The sequence below is a fragment of the Euzebyella marina genome (assembly GCF_003687485.1).
Lineage (GTDB): Bacteria > Bacteroidota > Bacteroidia > Flavobacteriales > Flavobacteriaceae > Euzebyella > Euzebyella marina.
Genome location: NZ_CP032050.1, coordinates 229,679 through 248,673 on the forward strand (window position 1 = coordinate 229,679; position 18,995 = coordinate 248,673).

Below are 18,995 nucleotides of genomic sequence, written 5' to 3' on the forward strand. Positions count from 1 at the left end.
CTGAAGAACGATGTAGTATATAATTAAATAAAGAACTAATGATCGAAGACGTACAGGCAGCCGTACCATTGGGCTTTTTGCTAAGCTTTATGATTGGCCCTGTTTTCTTTGTTCTTTTAGAGACAAGTGCTATAAGGGGCTTTAGAGCAGCACTCTGCTTCGATTTTGGGGTTATACTTGCAGATATCGTTTTTTTGGGCATAGCCTATTTCAGTAGTTTTCAATTATTGGAAAACTTAAGTAATCAACCAGGCCTTTACGTTTTTGGTGGCGCTATTCTTCTGGTTTATGGGATTACTACTTTTTTTAAAAGACCTAAAGAGAAGATTAAAGAGAAGATAAAGGCAAGTAAACGAAGCTATCTTGGTTTGTTCGTAAAGGGGTTCTTATTGAATTTCATAAATATCGGGGTACTTATTTTCTGGTTGGGTGTTTTAATAGTCGTTGGCCCTAGTCTTGATAATGAGCCCAATCGTTTGTTCGTATTTTTTGCCAGTATGCTGGGTGCTTACTTCTTAATGGATCTCTTTAAAATATTACTGGCCAAACAACTGAAAAGAAAGCTTACCATCGAGCGAATACATTGGGTAAAAAGAGGTCTCGGAGTTGTGTTGATGATATGCGGTATTGTTCTTATAGTAAAAGGATTTTTACCTAAGGATCAATTTAATATCGAAGAGGGTATTGAGCGAATTGAACTGGGCCACTTCAATTAAAGAGGGAAAGCTCGTAAAAAATAAAACCCTCAAAACATAAAAGCTTTAAGGGTTTTTTTGAGGCATCGAGCGGATTCGAACCGCTGTACAAGCTTTTGCAGAGCTGTGCCTAGCCACTCGGCCACGATGCCATTTGCAAGCGCAAAGGTAATTCGTTTCTTTTATAATGGAAAACTAATCCTTTCTTTTTTCCTTCAACACTACCGTAACTTTTTCTACATCACCACCTATCGGTGGATTTATTTTTGAAACCCATACTTGTGCTTTATCAACAATGGCAATTTCATTAAAAATTCGTGTAATGATGCGATGGCCTACGTGTTCAAGAAGTTTTGAAGGTATCTTCATTTCCTCTTTAACAATGTGGTTGATATGTACATAATCGACCGTGTCAGATAGGCGATCTGAAATGGCTGCTTTAGCAATATCGGCATCCACAGAAATATCTACCCGGTATTCACTGCCAATTGCAGTTTCTTCTTTTAAACACCCATGGTGCGCATACACACGAATGTTTTCAACTTTAACCTTTCCCAAGACCTTCAAATTTTATGCAAAATTACATCAAACTAATCAAAGGCTCGTAGTAGGATTTTTGTTTCAACGTTTTTAGAATTTAATAAGTACAACGGCAGTTACTTAAACCTTGGAAGAGATCTACACCGATGGTCACCACATGGGTACCCGTACTATAGGTAATAATTTCATTTAGAATTATTTGGTACGAATAGCCAAAGTAAAAATTGTTTTTCTTAAGCCCTGCGAAAGGAGCGATATACAAAGGATTTCCGATTTGATCATTCAAAAAACGGTAGTTGACACCTGCGTAATAATAATCTTCGAAATCGTACCATCTGAATTTCAGGTTTAAATCTGTTTCTGAACGACCATCACTTTCGAATACTTTGAACAAAACGGAAGGTTCAATTTCTAGATTGGTGTTTTTGTTCTTTCTGTATCGATAACCGGTATAAACGTAGTAGTTTCTTAATTCATTAGGCTCATCAACATCAAAAGTAAAATTATTCGGATCCTTGCCTAATAAGTTAGAAGCGTTGGCGCTTAGGTAAAACTTACCGTAGCGATACATGGCGCCTACATCAAAGTTATGGTTGCTTGTTTGTCGGTTATTGATAACTCCGGGATCAAAATCGGCATCGATGAATTTATCGACATCTATTCTGAATTGATTGAAGTTGTACGATAGACCAAATGATAGAAATTCGTCATCATAGCGGTCAATTGTCAAGTGATGGGCAAACGATACCCTGGCACCTTGTTGTTTAGTGTAACCATTTTTATCATTGTAAAGAAAGACTCCGATACCTGATTTCTCGCCAAGGCGCATATCTGCCGCCAACGATTGCGTTTGGGGCGCATCTTTGATACCGACCCACTGGGTAAGGCCGTTGAGCCTGATTTTAACATGATCACCGATACCAGCATATACCGGCGAGAGAACAAAAGGGTTATCTGCCAAATATTGGGAGAGCTGTGGTGAGTTAAGCTCTTGGGCTCTAACGGCTATGACGCTCGTGAAGAGCAACATGGTCCATATTATTTTGCGCATGGTCTAGTTAGGTTAAGATTTTTATCGATATAGGGTAAAGTGTCCAACAAACTCTCGGTCATCGTTTTCACCTTTGAGTTTAATAACGTACCAGTAATCTCCGGTTGGTAATTCCTTCTGGCGGTACAATCCGTCCCAGCCACGATCACCGGCACCCATTCGGTACACCTCTCTACCATAACGATCAAATATTATGGTTAGTATCTGTGGGAAACCTTCATCATTTCTAGGTTTCCAAAATTGATTTTCCGAATCTCCATTTGGGGTGAAGAAATTAGGAATTTCAATGTCAATAAACTCCATAAATATACTGGCTGAGACCTCACAACCATTGGCATCAACCACACGAACTTCATAGGTGTCGGTTCGATTGATGTAATAGGTGTTATCGCTACCATTATCTACATCTCCGAAATAAATGGTGTAATCTTCTCTACCACCGGTAACGACCGCTGTAATTTCATTGATGTTATTTTGTACCAAGCTTATGGTCAGCGGTTCGAATTCATCGATGACAAAATTATGAGTGGTAATACAACCGTTTTCATGTGATATTGCAATGAAATGGTTTCCTGGAGTCATATCCCTGAAATAAGGGTTCAACTGCATTTGAGCTGGATCAGTAGTATCTAAGCCGTATAACACCTCCTCGGAAATACTTTCATCATCTAGGGTAATATTGACATAGTTATTGGGCAGTTGACCGTTACAACCATATATTGGTTCTACCGTAGCACCAAGGTTAACACCAGGTTCTACCGTAACGGCAATATTCGATTCGCAACCGTTGGCATCTTCTATGAAGATAATGTAATCACCTGCTGCTAAACCAGAGAAGGTAGTTCTATCTTGAACAAAAGTACTTTCAACGGCCATTCTTGTACTATAAGGTGCTGTACCACCCGTTATGGTCAATTCAATTGATCCGTTCTCTTCACCTTCGCATACTTCAGGCAGAACCTCTGCACTAACCTCAATAATGGTGGGTTCGGTAATGGTATATTGAAGTTCGATGAAGCATCCATTAGCATCTTGAGCTATTATTGTATAGTCGCCCGGGGACAAACCATCAAAGGTGTTTTCATCATCAAATTGGTCGAGATTAGGTGTAATTGCATATTGGTAGTTGCCTGAGCCACCAGAAAGGGTTACGGTAATACTCCCATCTTCTTCGCCATTACAGCTTACATTAATGACCTCATCAGTATAGTCAAGAGCTGTTGGTTCAACAATATCTACCCTTTGTGCCGGTGTGGTACAATCTTCACTGACTACATTTACATAATAGGTACCTGCATAGAGATTTCTGAATATTCCTAAAGATTGAGGACCAGCAATTCGGGAGGCAGGGTTTAAGGAAACATCTGTAAATAATTCATATTGATAATTTCCTAATCCGCCCTCGGCATCGGCGTAAATAGTGGCCGTATTGTCACCATTACAATTAATAACCGCTGCAGATGTATCTACCATTAGGTTCAATGGATCTATGGCATTTTCTTCAATCGAGTTTGAAAGTACCGCCGTACACATATTTGCAGCATCTCTAACATAATATCTATAGACGCCTGCAGACAGCATACCGCTAAGAGGAAGATTTACACTGTTGCCCGGCATCAATGTCCAATTAACATTATCCTCACTATATTCATAAGTACCGCTTCCTCCGGTAGCACTTAGTTCAAATTCAACGCCCGTAGTACAGGTCAAGGGGCTAGTCCTTATCAATTGAGCCTCTACTTCTGTCGGGTTCACAATTTCTACAATTGCCGTTTCGTCAGAACAGCTTACATCGTCAGTCACCGTAATACTGTAGAATCCTGCGGCCAACCCATTAAATGTGGCACTCGCTTGAGGTGCTGAGGTCTGTAAGAGGTTAGAGCCAAGGGCATCATCATAAATATTCAACCTATATTGATATACAGGAGTAATATTTCGTGCATTTACAGTTGCCGACACGCTTGCCGTATTCTCATTAAAGCATGACAATGCTGTTGCCGATATATTGGAAACGATATCATCAGGTCGAATCAAATCGATGGTATCAGATAGTACACAACCAAAGGCATCGGTAACCGTTACATGGAAACTACCTGCTGACAGACCAGTGAAAATATATGCTTCTACATTGGTTTCTGTGTATACTTGTGAAGTAGTTGTATTATCCAATACAATGGTATAAGGGCCTTCACCACCCGTTGGGTCTACCAAAATGCTACCTTGATCATTGGAACAAGTAACATTTGACTCCTCCCGAATAGTAGCCGTTATTGGAGCGCTAGGTGAAAGGATGGTAACGGTATTGGAATCATCATCGCACTGAGGTGCGTCTGTAGCTGTTACCCTTACGTAGTAAATGCCACCAGGCAGATTGGTAAAAGGAGGCAACACGGTTGAGGTATTACCGGTTCCGCTTTGACCAGCTACAGGATTATCATTTATATCATAAACTTGATAACTATAATTACCTGAGTAATTATTGATGGCAATACTAAAGCTACCATCGTCAACACCATTGTTCAGACACTCTTCATCGGTAAGCTTAGTAGCAATTACCTCTATTACATCTGGATTTTCAATAGTATGAACAGTTTCCAAGACGCAACCTGTATCTAAATTGGTAATGGTAACTCGATAGTTGCCAGTTTCAAGACCACTGAAGGTTTCTGTTGCATTACTAGAGTTAACAGTCTGATTATAGACCACATTTATTCCACTTACAGTGAACTCTAAATTAGGTGAAGCAGTTGTTGGATTAATAGTAACCCCTACCTCAATTTGGGCATTATTTAATGGTGAACAGGCCGCTTCCTGCGTGGTAACCACAACAGGATCTGTTATCTCTACGAAAGGAGTTACTACATCGGAGGCAGAAAGAGCCGAGCATCCTGCATCATCATAAACCCTTAGTTCATAGCTGCCACCGAGACCATCGGTTTCGTTATACGTAGTATTTGCACCATCTTGTACAACGATTCCATCTCTAATGAATACATACCGAACATAAGTGCCTGTTCCGCCCGTTGCGCCATTAAATGAAACAGCTGCATTATTGGTGTTATTTCCATTAGTACAGCCATACTGTACAATCGAAAGGGCATTAACAGTAATCGGATCTTCTTCGGTAATGGTTACATCCGTCGTAATTGAACAATTGTTTGTTCCCCTCACCTCAACAGTATAGGTTATACCCGCAGTACTTCCTGTAAGACCGGTGAAAGTTGCTGCAGTATTACTTGTTGTAGTCGGAAGGATTGGTGAACCTGGAGTACTACCGTTTCCTGCAATGATTCTAAAAGTGTAAGGGCCAACACCACTATCAGTAGTGCTTACAGTAATGGTACCATCATTGGCAGCATTACAAGTAACGTTGGTAAAATTATCAACATTGATTACTGGAATAATTTCCGGATCCAAACTTTGTCTAATAGTGGTACTACAAGCATGATCAACCGCTTGGTCTGTAATTGTGAATACATATTCTCCAATCGTACTATCTTGGGTCAATGCGGTAAATACACCGGTTGTATTGGCATCTGTGGTTATTCCATCAGGATACACCACTGAATAATTAAATGCACCCGAACCACCTGTTTGGGTAATAGTAATTTGACCCCCTGGATCTGTGGTAGAGCAATCAATAGTCTTAACAACTGTTGCTAATGGTACTATAGGTTCGTATAGTTCTATACTTGCCGATGTTGCGGCAGAACAATTCCATTGATCACTTACGATAACTTGATATTGACCAGCACCTAGACCACTGAAAATCGGGCTTGTCTGTACTGTACGAAGATTATCATAGGTAGAAGTTCCTGTGTTGAACACCTGCAGTTGATAACTGTAATTACTTCCTTGACCGCCAGTTACGTTGATAACCTCTATTTCACCTTCTAAGTTCGTACAATTAGGCTGATTTATTCTTAAATCTGCCGTAATAGCCGTCGGGTCTACCAAGTTGACATTCGATAAACGGAATTCACAACCATTTTGATCGGCAATCCAGACTTGATAATCAATTCCAGCACCTGGCGCACCAGCTAAACCCGTAAATCTAGGGTTGGCCAAATAACTACCTGGATAGGTAGGAGCTGGATCAGTCGCTGGAGCGACAAAATAGGTGTAGCCTCCCCATCCGCCTTGAGCGTCTATAATTTCTATAATTCCGTCATTACCCAGACAAGTAACTTCTGTTACATCTGTGTTGGCCGAAATTGGGTCTGTTGGACCCGCAATATTGAAAAGCTCTGAAGACACACAGAACGGATTCGAATCTTGGGTGATTTCTACCCTGTATTCACCTGCGGCAATAGCAAATGGCGTTGTAGGGCCAACATTGGCCGAAACGCCATTGGCGCCAGCAATAATGGTATCATCTGCCGTAGTTGCCGTACCTTGTGAATTATAAATTTGCCATGTGAATCCATTAGAATAAGGATTAACTGCATCTGAAATTGAGAAACTAACCGTACCATCTGTTCCATGGCAAACCACATCGGTCGTGATAACCGAAATTTCAAAATTATTAGGATTACCAACGGTATGGGAAACAGAAATGACACAATTCGTATTAATATTTCTTATCTCAAATGTATGCGTACCTGTGGGTAAATTGACAAAGACGTTTGATACTTGAAAAGTACCACTTGGCAATTGTCTAAACTCATAATTGGCAAGACCTGCCGGAGTACTCGTATCTGTTTGTGAACCAAAGGCGTTTATGGTAATTTCCTCGCCTGAAACGCATGTAATGGGTTGATCGACGGTGATAGTAGCCGACTGCAACTCGTCAAACGGAGCAATACTTGCAGTTGTTGAGCCTACACAACCATTATCGTCATAAACGTTAATGGTATAGTTTCCACCCGCGAAATCAGTTTCTATATACGTGGTATCCGGTCCATCTTGTACAGGGGTTCCTGGATTGAGGTCATTAATGAATTCGTATCTCACGAAATTATTAGAACCACCCGAGGTACTTTGTACCGTAATGCTTGCGTGGTTTTCGTTGTTGCCTACAACACAAGCAAATTCAACTGTTGGCGCCATGGTAACCGCAATAGGCGCTGGCTCTGAAATGAGTATCGATGCACTATCTGTACTACAATTGTTAGAAGCTGGGTTTCCAGTTATCGTGACTATGTATCCAGCGGCAGTAGTTGTTGGAGCCAGACCAGTAAAGGTCGCCGTATTTGCTGTGGTGCTCGTTGGCAAAATACTTGTTGCCGCACCATCAAAAGAAGTGATTTCAAAAGAAAACGGCCCAATCGGACTATTAGTGGCCCTTATGGTTATAGTACCATCTGAATCTCCGTTACAAGTGACATCAGTGGTAGTGATATTCTCAACTGAAGGTTCTATTCTATCAGGAACAGTAATTGTAAACTCTCTATTACAAGCTGCGTTATTCGGCGTATTGGTATCATAAATGGTGATGGTATAATCACCAGCCAACGGGGCATTGTAGTCAAAAGGATTGCTTGGAAAAGCAGTTTGAGCTACGGCAGGTGCACCTGCCGTATTGGTAATAGAATATTCATAACTTCCCGAACCAACTAAAGCTTCTATGCTAATTACAGCATCTGGAGAGGCGGTGCAATCTAGTAGTTTAGTCAATCTCGCACTTATCGAAAGAACCGGATGTACGGTGTAAGATGATTGTGAGGCTACGCAGCCATTACCATCCATTACATATACATCATAATCCCCGGCAGTAATATCGTTGAAGACCCCGCCATTATCTAAAAAGGTAGTCGGTGCTGGGCTTCCGGCTGTGACAATAGCATATCTTAAATTTCCTGCAGCTGAAGAACCAACGACTATTAAATCAATTGGCGCCGCACAATTATCTTGAGTAACTGAATCGATGGTCGGATTCGGCGATAGATCAAGATTAATAGGAGCCATGGTTACCGAGCAACCATACTGATCGTACATGGTAACTGTATAATTGCCAGCTGGGGAGTTTACAGGAATTTCTATTGGGTTGGTGGTAACGCCTGTAAGTGGTGTAAAACCAGCAGGGCCGGTTACATCAAATGTGTAAGGGGCTCCACCACCACCGGTAATATTGTCTACGGTTATAAGACCTGGTAGGTTACAAGATATATCCCGTGTAGCATTAGGTGTGCCGTTTATGGCATTTAATTCTTGAAGATAACTGTTTTCACTACCTCCTGTACACGAATCTGTGGTACCATCCGACTGAACCACTTCTATGTAATACTCGCCTTCGCTTAATCCGCTAACATTGATGGTATTGTTAAATGGAATGTTTCCTCCACTTGATTGAATGGCAACAGGATTGCCTACTTCAAAGAATTCCCATCTCATATGGGTACTAGGAGTTCCCGGATTCAGTGTATATTCTATTTCACCAGTAGAACCTCCAAAACAAGTTGGAGTCACAACTTCGGTAATTTCTATAGGTCGGGTGATAAGGTCATTAACATTGATAAGGCTTTGACGCACACAACCAGTTGCATCCCTTACATAAAACACATAAGTTCTTCCGGGTGTAAGCCCTGTCCAAGTATAAGAACCGTTACCTGCTGGAACTGCATTTCCGCCAGAATCTACAGAACCGCCCGGTTGCCATGTTGCAATAGTAGGATTGAAATTCGCCGGGTCTTCGGAATACGCATATTCGTATGGCGCCACACCAGCAGTACCTTGTACCCGTACCTGAAGGTCGTTACAATTGACTACGATGGCGCTAATGCTTATATCTAAGTTATCAAGAGGATATGGGATAATATACCTGTCAAAATCTCTTTGGCAGATAGTGCCGCTAGGTAGGGTAACCCTTATGGAAGGAAATACTTCTGTACCTGAGAGATGACCTCTAAGCTCATTTGATAATTGCCAAGATGCACCACCATCATGACTATATTCAATTGTTCCTCCCGCAGGCGTAACTACGTTGTTGAATTCAAATCCATACTCGTTGGGGTCAGGATCATTACACGCGGCCGGTAAAATTGGATCAATATCCGCATCAATTTCTACAGCGTTATTGATTGTAACGGTTGATGAGGTTACGGTACAACCATCTTCATCGGTAATGGTAATTTCATAATCACCCACCCCAATACCATTAAAAGTCAGGGTGTTGCTAGATATATTGGTGTTTGTAGTACCGTAGTCAATACCATCTGCAGGACTTAAATCAACTAATTGATAGGTAAACGGACCATTTCCTCCGCCTACTATCGCATCGATTGAACCAAATCCGTTATAACATTCCGGATCCGTAGCAGTTCCGGCTACCGTTAAAGGAGTCGAAGGGGTAAAAATTATATCCTCCTGCAAGAAAGAACAAGCCGGTACAGACCCATTGTTATCCTGCACATAAACATCATATCCGGCCGGGTTGGCAGTCGCCATGGCATTGGTAACCGTAAAGGTATTCGACGCCCCGTAAAAACCTGATGGGCTTGTATTGACAGGAACAAAGGCATACACAAAGTTACCGTCACCACCGGTCGCATTAACTGTTATAGTACCATCGGCACAAGAACTTATTTCATCAATATCAATAGAGACTACCAATTGGGGCTCAATTGTTATTGTTTGTTGTACGGCTGAACACCCATAACCGTCACGTACGTCTATAGTGTAAGTTCCGTCAGATAAATTGGTAAAGGTATAGGTGGTAGATGAAGCTGGCGAAGGTGTAATGAACGGACCTCCATCTAAACTGAAGGTGTAATTGCCGTTACCAGCGGTTACATCTACTTGAATCGATGCGTTATTGGCACCAGAATAACAAGCCGTTTCGGATACAGTAAATGTCGGAATCAGAGGAGCGGTTACAGTAATAGCAACATCAATGGCGTCTGAACATAAATTCAAATCCCTGGCTCTAACTATATAATCCCCAGCTGAAAGACCGGCGAAGAAATCATTACTTTGGTAACCAGTTATGATGCCACCAACGGTATCTTCCAACTGATATTCATAAGTTGGGGTGCCGCCTGAAACCGAAGCTGTTATGGTCGCTCCGGTGTTATCACAGGTGAATTGTTCGGTAATACTGGCCGTAGTGACTACAGGAGTAGGTTCCGTCAATGTTTGGTTGAGGGTAACGGTACACCCTGCAATCGGGTTGTCAACATCTCGTACTTCAATCGTATACGCTTGTGCAGAAAGACCTGTTATTTGCTCAGATGCACTGAACGGTCCTACAAATGAGTTGCCGTTCAAACTGTATTCATATCCACCGGCACCATAATTATCTGCATTGATGGTAATGGTACCCGAACCATCTCCATTACAATCTAGATTTTCGAAAGCAAAGATAGAAGCTTCAAAGGCATTTCCGTTTTCGATGTTGGCAGCAGTATCTACTGTACAGTTACTTCCGTAATCAACGGTTATAGTGTGAAGGCCAACCGCAACATTTGTAAATGTATTCGAGGGTTGGGCCGCTCCACCATTTAAACTATAGGTGTATGACGGGTCGTTAGGAAGCACTGTAATAGTACCGGTGCCATCACAATTATAAGCCACGGAAGTGGTAAGTGTTGGTTCGGTTGGTAGTGGAGCAACAACTATATCGGCCAAGGTAATACCACAGGTAGTTGCATTGGAATCTCTAACGCGAATGCTATAAGTTCCTTCCGTTAAAGAGGTAAAGGTGTGTCCTCCAGTGGTAGAGGCGGTCCATGCCCCACCATTGATACTGTACTGATAATCTCCAGAACCGCCAGATGTCGGGGTTACACTTCCGACGGTAATTTCACCATCAGTTGTACAAGTGTAGTTTTGTGTTAAACTGGCCTCCGCAACGATTTGAGCCGGCTCGTTCACAGTAATATTTTGAACGACAGATTCACAATTGTTGGAGTCTCTAACGCGCACTGGATATGTGCCTGCGACTAAATTAGGGAATGAATTTCCGATAACATAAGTTACGCCGTTGTCAATGCTATACATAAACGGAGCGTTGCCACCTGAGTTGACCACTATGGAGATAGATCCATCAGAACCGCCGAAACAACTTACATCGGTCGGTGTTGGTGTGAAAGCAATTGGCGCATCTTGTACAACAGTAATCGTTTGTACCGCGGAGCAATAGCCTGTGGCACCATTGTTATCCCTTACATAGATGTCATAATCTCCTGCCGAGGTTACGGTTACAGGGTTGACGGTGTTAAAATCGCCATCCGTAACGGTCGTACCGTTAAGAACCACGGCATATACGTAATTGTTATCACCACCACTAGCGGTAATGGCTATATCGGTAGAAGTAGCGCAAGCAGTAATGTTTGGCGCTGAGGCCGACACTGTTAATTGTGGATCAATAGTAATTGTTTGAAGCGTACCGGTACACCCTAGTCCATCACGTACATTTACGGTATATGTGCCGTTTGAAAGTCCGGTAAAAGTATGGGTGGTCGAATTGCTTGGAGTGGGCGCCACCCAAGGGTTTCCGTTCAGGCTAAACGTATAGTCTCCGTTACCATCGGTGACATCAATTTGAATGGTAGCTGTATTACCACCAGGATAACAAGCTGTTGGTGTAACAGTAAAGGAAATAGGATTGATCGGACTTACCGTAATCGAGCTATCGATAATATCTTCGCACAAACGGGCATCTCTTGCCCTAACAAGATAATCACCCGCAGCAAGGCCTGTAAATACAGTGTTGCTTCCGTTGGCGGCAAAGTCAAACCCTGGAACAATGCTTCCCAAATTATCCTCTAATTGATATTCATAACCAGGGGTTCCGCCAGAGGCGCTAGCAGTTATGGTAGCTCCGCCATTGGTACAGGTAAGTTCTGTGGTAACGGAGGCATTTGCGACAACGGCAGTAGGCTCTGTAATGGTATGTGTAAGCGTTCTTGAACAGGTAATTTCATCCGCTTTTCTGACCACAATAGTATGGGTGCCTGCACCTAAAGGGGCAGAGGTAGTTACTGGGGATAGCGTAGAGTTTACAAAGGCACTACCATTGATAGAGTATTCAAACCCTGCAACCGAGTCAAAATTTTCAGCTTCTATGGTAATAGTAGCGTCTGTATCTCCATTACAGGTAACATTTGTAGCACTCGTAATGGATGCGGTAAATACGTTTCCGGCAACTACGGTAACAGGTGTTTCTACTGACTGCTCACACACTTCGGGTACTTGATGTATAACTATATCATCAAGAGCAAAATCATTACCGCCATTTCCAGGAATTTCAGATCTGATTACAAAATCTAAAGTGGTATTTGCCCCAGGGTTCAGCGTAGCAGTGAATTCTACCCAATCGCTTGCTCCTGTATTCTTGGCTATACTACCTGTTCTTATAGACTGTACTACGTTAGAAGTGCCAGCTTCCCTGATTTCTATTGTAAGGTCTGGGTCGAGGCCACCGGTGCCTTGACGCAAAAGGTTCATTACGTAAAGCGTAACACTAAGGTCTTGGTTAGGTATTACGTCATTGATTTGCTTAGAGTAAATGATTTGTGCAGGGGTCGGTGTTCCTACGTTCATTACTAAATAACGGCCTTGACCAGCCCTGGTTCCAGAGGTGTGGTCAATAGGATTGATCCAAGTGCCGAAGGGCGCTACAATGCTACTTGTTACCGTATATTCAAAATCGTTTACGTTTTGGTTGGCATCTCCAGGAGGGTTATTAGTTTGATCTTCATAGCCATAACCGTTGGTATTGGGGCTAGGAATGGTTTCTCCACTACCAAAATCCTCACTCAACAAAACACTTGGGGTTGGAGGGGTTTGTGAGGTATAATAGGTTGTTACGGTATATGTTCCTGGAACAACATTGTCAAAAACATTACTGGTAGGGTCTGGAGAATTCAACACACCATCAAGCGCGTAAGTATAATTATAAGTAGCGATGTTTGGGGTTGCCGTAATTGTGCCCGTTCCATCACAATTATAGCTTACCTCTGGAGTAAGCGTCACTTCGGGTTCTTCGGGAATATCTTCTACAGTTACGTTCATTGGGTACTCACAAGCACCATCGCTTACAATTACTGTATAATCTCCCGGAGGAAGCACGGCAGTACTTGATGCCCCGTAAGTGGAACCGCCATCAAAACTATATTGGTAGGTTCCCGAACCGCCGGTTACATTGGTAACCCTCACCTCTGCCCCATTAGGGTCACAAGTGGCATCTCTAGAAACCCCGGTTGATGCGCTCAATGGAAAAGGTTCGTTTAGAACAAAAGTTTGAGTTTGTTCGCAGCCAGAACTATCTAAAACACGAATGGCATAGCTGCCCGCATTTAAATTGACAAATGTTGGGGAGCCTTGATAGGTGGCTCCATTGTCAATGCTATATTGAAAAGGCGCTACCCCACCAATAATATTAATGGTGATTTCTCCATCCGCATCTCCACTACAAGAGGGCTCTGTTTCTGTAATGGAGTCAATTGTCATTGTTCCGTTATCGTTGATGGTCACTTCATTGGAAAAAGCGAAACAGTTATTGGCATCAACAATAACGAAAGAATAGGTGCCGTCTTCACCTGCAAAATATTCGTCAACATCATCTGCGTCGGTATCTCTCCATCCGAAGGTGAAAGTTGGGTTCGTATCGTAAGCATCCCCAGGAATTGAAGCCACATCTGGATATAGATTGGTGCCGTTTCTTGACCAAATTGCATAGGAATAGTCGGGGTTTGGAAAACCACCGGAACCTGTTAATTGAATGACCCCGGAAGTACAACCTATGTCATTAATCGTCAAAGCACTAATCGTAGGGTCTGGTGTGCGGGTAACGGTAACATTTTCAGTATAGGTACAACCATCTTCACTAGAAGCTTCGATAATGTAATCGCCTTGGTTTACTTGAAAGGTATGGGTGTTGCTGGTCGCCGCAGTTTCGTCATCTATCAAAGTGCCATCGGACCTTCTTAAAACATAAGTATAATTGGGCTCAACGTTTAAGATGTCAATTTTTATGGTTCCTTGATCATTACAATTGGCAGGGGTGGCTTCAACGTTTACTTGAAAATCCCTATCCAGAATTCCAATATCCGGAGTGCTAAAAATACAGGCGTTGGGTATGGGGTTGCCAGAGCCGTCAAGCTGAACGATATCTACTCTATAGGCTCCGTTTGTAGTAATGTCAAAAGAAGGGCCGTTATTGGCGCTAAATGGCACAACGATAGTGCTGTTGGAAACATCTACCAATTGGTACCCGTAGTTGCTTCCAAGATTGGTAATTGTAATATTACCATCCGTAGTACAGATGATATCACGAGCATTGTAAAGAATGTCAAGATTATTCTGATACACGTCAAAATAGAACCTGCTGAAACAGCCGTTCTGATAGTTCACAACAAGCCTATATTTACCTGCGGAATTGACGTTAAAGTTATTTCCGGATTCTACCGCATTCCATGTACATGTTAGATTTTTGTTCGCACAATCATCCGGGGCTGCCGTACAACTTCCTTCATCTAATCTTTCCCAAGTAAGGCTTTGGGCGTCGGTTATATTAACTTGTAAAAGTTGTGAGTCATTCGAACCGCAAAGAAATATGTTGGGCAGCAAGTCTCCGTCAACACTACACTGCACAATTTCCCCTTGAATATCATTGGTTGGGTCTGCATCGGAGTTTAAAGTATTGAAGTAATCTACAATCGGGTTAGTTTGCGTGGTACCGAAACGTTCGACAATGATTATTTCTTTAAAGCCTTTACAAGGATCAGCAACAATTTTATCGACGATATAAGTTCCAATATCATTGACATTTAGAGTACTGAGATCGCCATCAGGGTTGCCATCGTTGAGCACAGGGTCTGAGGCATCGATTTGACCGTTGCCATTTTCGTCACGAACCCAAATATAATCATCGAAGTTGTCCCCGGCATCTAGGGTTACAGAATCACCGCACAGCTGAATAGTTCTTGTAAAATTACAATCAGAAAGGTCGTCAAGTAAAAAGTTGGTTGCACCTGGTGTTGGAAAACCACAGGTATCAAAATCGGAAACACTCGGGTCATCTGTAATCTGGTTGTCGTTAATAACCCCTTCATAGGTAGAATACGCTAAGTTTTGTATTAAGTCGGTACAGGCATCTATAAAATCAAAGCAATTTTCTGCCACTTGAACACGCATTCTTATAGATGAGGTAGGCTGACCAATACGAACCAAGTTGTCTGGAATGGTAAAAACCACTTCTCTGGTAGAAGGGTTAAAAGTATAGGTCGTTCCCGCCGGCATTTTGATGTTACCCTCATCAAGTGTTACATTTATCGGAAGAATATCGCGAATGGTATAATTGGTTGCATCGTCGTTACCAAGGTTCTCGAAAGACAGCACGTAATCCAGTATCTGGCCTAAATTTACCCCCTGCCCTGTTATATCATTTCCGGCGATATCTTCTACCCTTTTTTCCAGAACAATTTCGGGCTCTATAATCTCTACATTGAATGAGTTAAAGAAAGGGTAGTATTGATCACCATTGGTTTCAAAACGGAAAGTTGCCGATGTTTCGTTATTGGGTATGACAGAGTTAGTCGGGTTATTGATTAGAAAAATATCGGTATCATAACCAAGGGTGTTGGTACTGTTCGGGTTTCTATTGGTAGTAACCGTTCCGTTTAAGGTAATGTTACTATTAAAAAAGTTGTTTGAGGGGTTGGCACCATTACTCAAAGTCGTAAAGCCCCCACTACTGGCGGCCCTAATTCGTAATCTGTCTCCGGTTATTCTAAAATCGCCCTCTAAAGTTGCAGCACCTACATTGGCCCTTACAGGGCCTGCTGGTATGGTATTAAAGCCGGAGTAATTGATATCTACTCTATCGGTATCGCGTACTCTTGCGAAACCATCAAAGGTCGTAATGAGCTTACCGGTAAGATTCGGGTTTTCGTATACAATTACCAATGTCCACCCGCCAGTGGTACCACCACCAGGGGTCAAACTACCCACGGTTGCACGAATATTTGCTACGGTATAATCTCCGGTCGGGTCTGCTAATGGGGTTATTAAACTGGTAACATCGGCATAACAGGCATACGGACTATTTTCGCGTACCGAGTTATCGCCACTCGTAAAGCCATCATATAAAATTTCATCTGCAGTGATATTGACATAAGTGCCTCCAGGAACCCGAAACCTAACCTGATTAAAATCGTTTTGTCTTCCTTGTCCTACAGGGATGCTGTTGGAACGGTAGGTGTTACCGTCGTAAAAGCCATCGGCGGTATCGCTTGGGTATGTCGCCGACCAATATAATCCTGCATATCTTATAAGGTTACAATCGGCATTCGGAAAAGAAAACGTGGCGGTACTTGAATTGAATGTAGATGCGTCACCATCTACATCAATGTATTGCATGTTCTTATAATCGTTATAGTTGAGGTTACCCCCTGTTTCGGTATTCCAACTATTACTAGTGCTTAAATTGTTGTAAGGGTCGTTGGGCTCTGTACTGGATGTGCCCCCATCCCTATTCAAAATACTATTTGAAATAAAAGTGAGGTCGCCTTTAATATTGGTTTGGTACCTAAAATTGTCTCCCGAAGGATAGGTCCTGGTGAAAGGCGTATATTCTTGAGAAAAAACGGAACAGGCGACAAAGAAAAATGCGCCTGCAAGCAAGTTTTTAATAAGCTTTGGTGTCATTTATGCCAGTAGGTTTGGTTTGACTCGCATAATCCACATTTTATCGTTATACGAATCATTTAGGTTGGTATAGTAAGATATGAGGGCATTGTTCCAAGATTCATGTCTTTTCAAGTAGACATATCTCCAGTTATTTTCGGGGTTGATAAAGTAGCTTGCGCTTAGGCCATACGAGTTGAGTAGTTTAACAAAACGATTGGCATTTTTTGGGTTGGCGAATACGTTGGCGATGATGTAATAGCCTGATCCCACACCGTCTATCTTGTAAACTTTCGACGTCATCTCTTTAGAGGCCACTTGGTCTTTAACCACTACGTTTTGTTGAAGTACATCATCGGCATATTTGGCCGACTTTTCTTTTATTTTGTCAACGTTGCTGGCATAGGCCTCGTTCGTGTACTTGTTGTCGACATTCATAATCCACAGGTCTCCATCATATTCTCCGTTCATTCCTGATTGATGGGCATCAACCGCCTCTTGCCAAGTATCGTAACGTTCTAGATAGACATATTTTAAACCGTTCTTTGGGTTGTCTATGTAGTTAGTAGACATAAAACCTTTGTCGTTCATGTCGTTCAGAAACTTATCCATGTACTTGCCGCCTTTATAAACATTAGCAACTACATAGTAACCATCTGTCACACCATCGAGATTTTTAAATTTGCGGCTTTTGATAGCTGGTCTTTCAGTAGAGCTTGCCAAATCTGAGGTTTCGACGGGTTGCTTCGATTCTACCACAGGTTGAGCCACTTCTTGTTTTTTGCTGATTTGTGCAACTGCGTCTTTATGTTGAACCGGCGTCTTTGTACTATTCGGTATAATACCGTCGTTGCTTGTGTTATGGTTGTTTACGACTGGTCTATCTTGATTACCGAGGAACATAGATTCCGCCCTTTCCTCTAAATCTGGACGGTTACCGTTGGTCTCGTTTCTAACCATGCTCATGACCATATTAAACCTTCTTTCAAGATCTTTTTGACGGCTGGCCTCAAGCGAATCTTGACGGAACATCAACTCTTCGATGATGGCATCATTTTCCGCAAGTTTTCTTTTCAATTCTGCTACTTCTTCATTGGATGCCAAATCGTTTTTATCGAAGGACTGCTCTTCAGCAAGGCTATCCTCATAATCTTCTTCAAGCATTACTCTGTCTTCTGTCAAGTTCGGGGTAAATGAGTAGGCAAAAGAAATTTCGTGGGTGATGCCAAGGTTGTCAAAATCTGTAGTAAAACCTTTCTCCATTGTATAACCTAAGGAGAGCCTTTTATTGATATTAAAACCGGCACCGGCAGAGGCACCATAAAAACTGTCATACCCGCCTTGTAACCAACCTATTTTTGGTAAATCTAAAATTAGACCTCCACCATAAGAAAGATCTTGGGCTTCCTCGTCTGAAGCAAATCTGTTCTGACCGTTCATTCTCACCCTCGCAATCGGCATTAAGCGACTACCTTCCATAATACCATTACCATTTTCAAAAGCATGGGTATACTGTAAATGGGCCGAATAGGTTTTATCGGCAAAATCGGTTAAAGACTCACTGGTCTTTAGGTTGTAATCGAATAAGTTTTCAGCAAATACACCAAAATCGATTTTTCCGTATGAAAGGTTGAAACCGGGTTGAAAAGATAGTACGTTGCTGTCTTCTGTACCGTTCAGTCTAAAATCTTCAGCGTCGATAACATCAACATTATTCCTATCTAGTCCAGTGCTGTAATACGCTAGGTTACCACCGAAGGTAAAGTTGCTTTTTTCGCTAAGTTTAATTCCATATGCATAGTTAGCTAGCACACCTATGTTCGAGACAGGGCCTATTGATTGCGTGTATAAGCTTAGTCCAAGACCACTTCTGTCCCCGATTCTACCACTATAACTCAAGAAGTAAGTCTGATCATTATCCTTAAACTGAACCGATTGGTTTCTGTGTAAAAGGTTGATATAAGACTTGTCTTCCTGTACGGTAGAGAACGTTGGGTTGATCAAAAACCTGTTGAATTTCAACAGGTTTTGAGAAGCTGGGCTATACAGCAATATAGGGTCGTCTTCTTGCGCCTGAAGATTGGTAAGGCTTAAGGCAGCAATGAGTGTTAACAATAGGTATTTGGCTAGTTTCATGATGG

The 18,995-nt window shown here is 42.1% G+C and carries 5 protein-coding genes and 1 tRNA gene; 1 reads left to right on the forward strand and 5 read right to left on the reverse strand.

Translation table 11 applies throughout. The annotated features are described in order from the left end of the window. Positions 1-38: 38 nt before the first annotated feature. Complete coding sequence (locus tag D1013_RS00985) at positions 39-716, forward strand: LysE family translocator (protein ID WP_121847110.1); 678 nt, start codon at positions 39-41, stop codon at positions 714-716. A 60-nt stretch (positions 717-776) separates the two neighbouring features. Here the strand turns inward: D1013_RS00985 and D1013_RS00990 are convergent. The 5 genes from D1013_RS00990 to D1013_RS01010 form a co-directional block, all read right to left on the reverse strand. After that, a tRNA-Cys gene (locus D1013_RS00990) sits at positions 777-847 on the reverse strand. 43 nt (positions 848-890) lie between these two features. After that, a complete protein-coding gene (gene folB, locus D1013_RS00995; protein WP_121850543.1) occupies positions 891-1,253 on the reverse strand; it encodes a dihydroneopterin aldolase in 363 nt (120 codons plus the stop codon). 79 nt (positions 1,254-1,332) lie between these two features. Further along, positions 1,333-2,286 carry a PorP/SprF family type IX secretion system membrane protein gene (locus D1013_RS01000; protein WP_121847111.1) on the reverse strand — a complete coding sequence of 318 codons (954 nt, stop codon included), beginning with the start codon at positions 2,284-2,286 and terminating at the stop codon, positions 1,333-1,335. A 21-nt stretch (positions 2,287-2,307) separates the two neighbouring features. Beyond that, positions 2,308-16,875 (reverse strand): T9SS type B sorting domain-containing protein, encoded by a 14,568-nt coding sequence (locus D1013_RS01005; RefSeq protein ID WP_121847112.1) that lies wholly within the window; start codon positions 16,873-16,875, stop codon positions 2,308-2,310. After that, on the reverse strand, positions 16,876-18,990 hold the full coding sequence (locus D1013_RS01010; RefSeq protein WP_121847113.1) for a PorP/SprF family type IX secretion system membrane protein: 2,115 nt from the start codon (positions 18,988-18,990) through the stop codon (positions 16,876-16,878). Positions 18,991-18,995 lie beyond the last annotated feature (5 nt).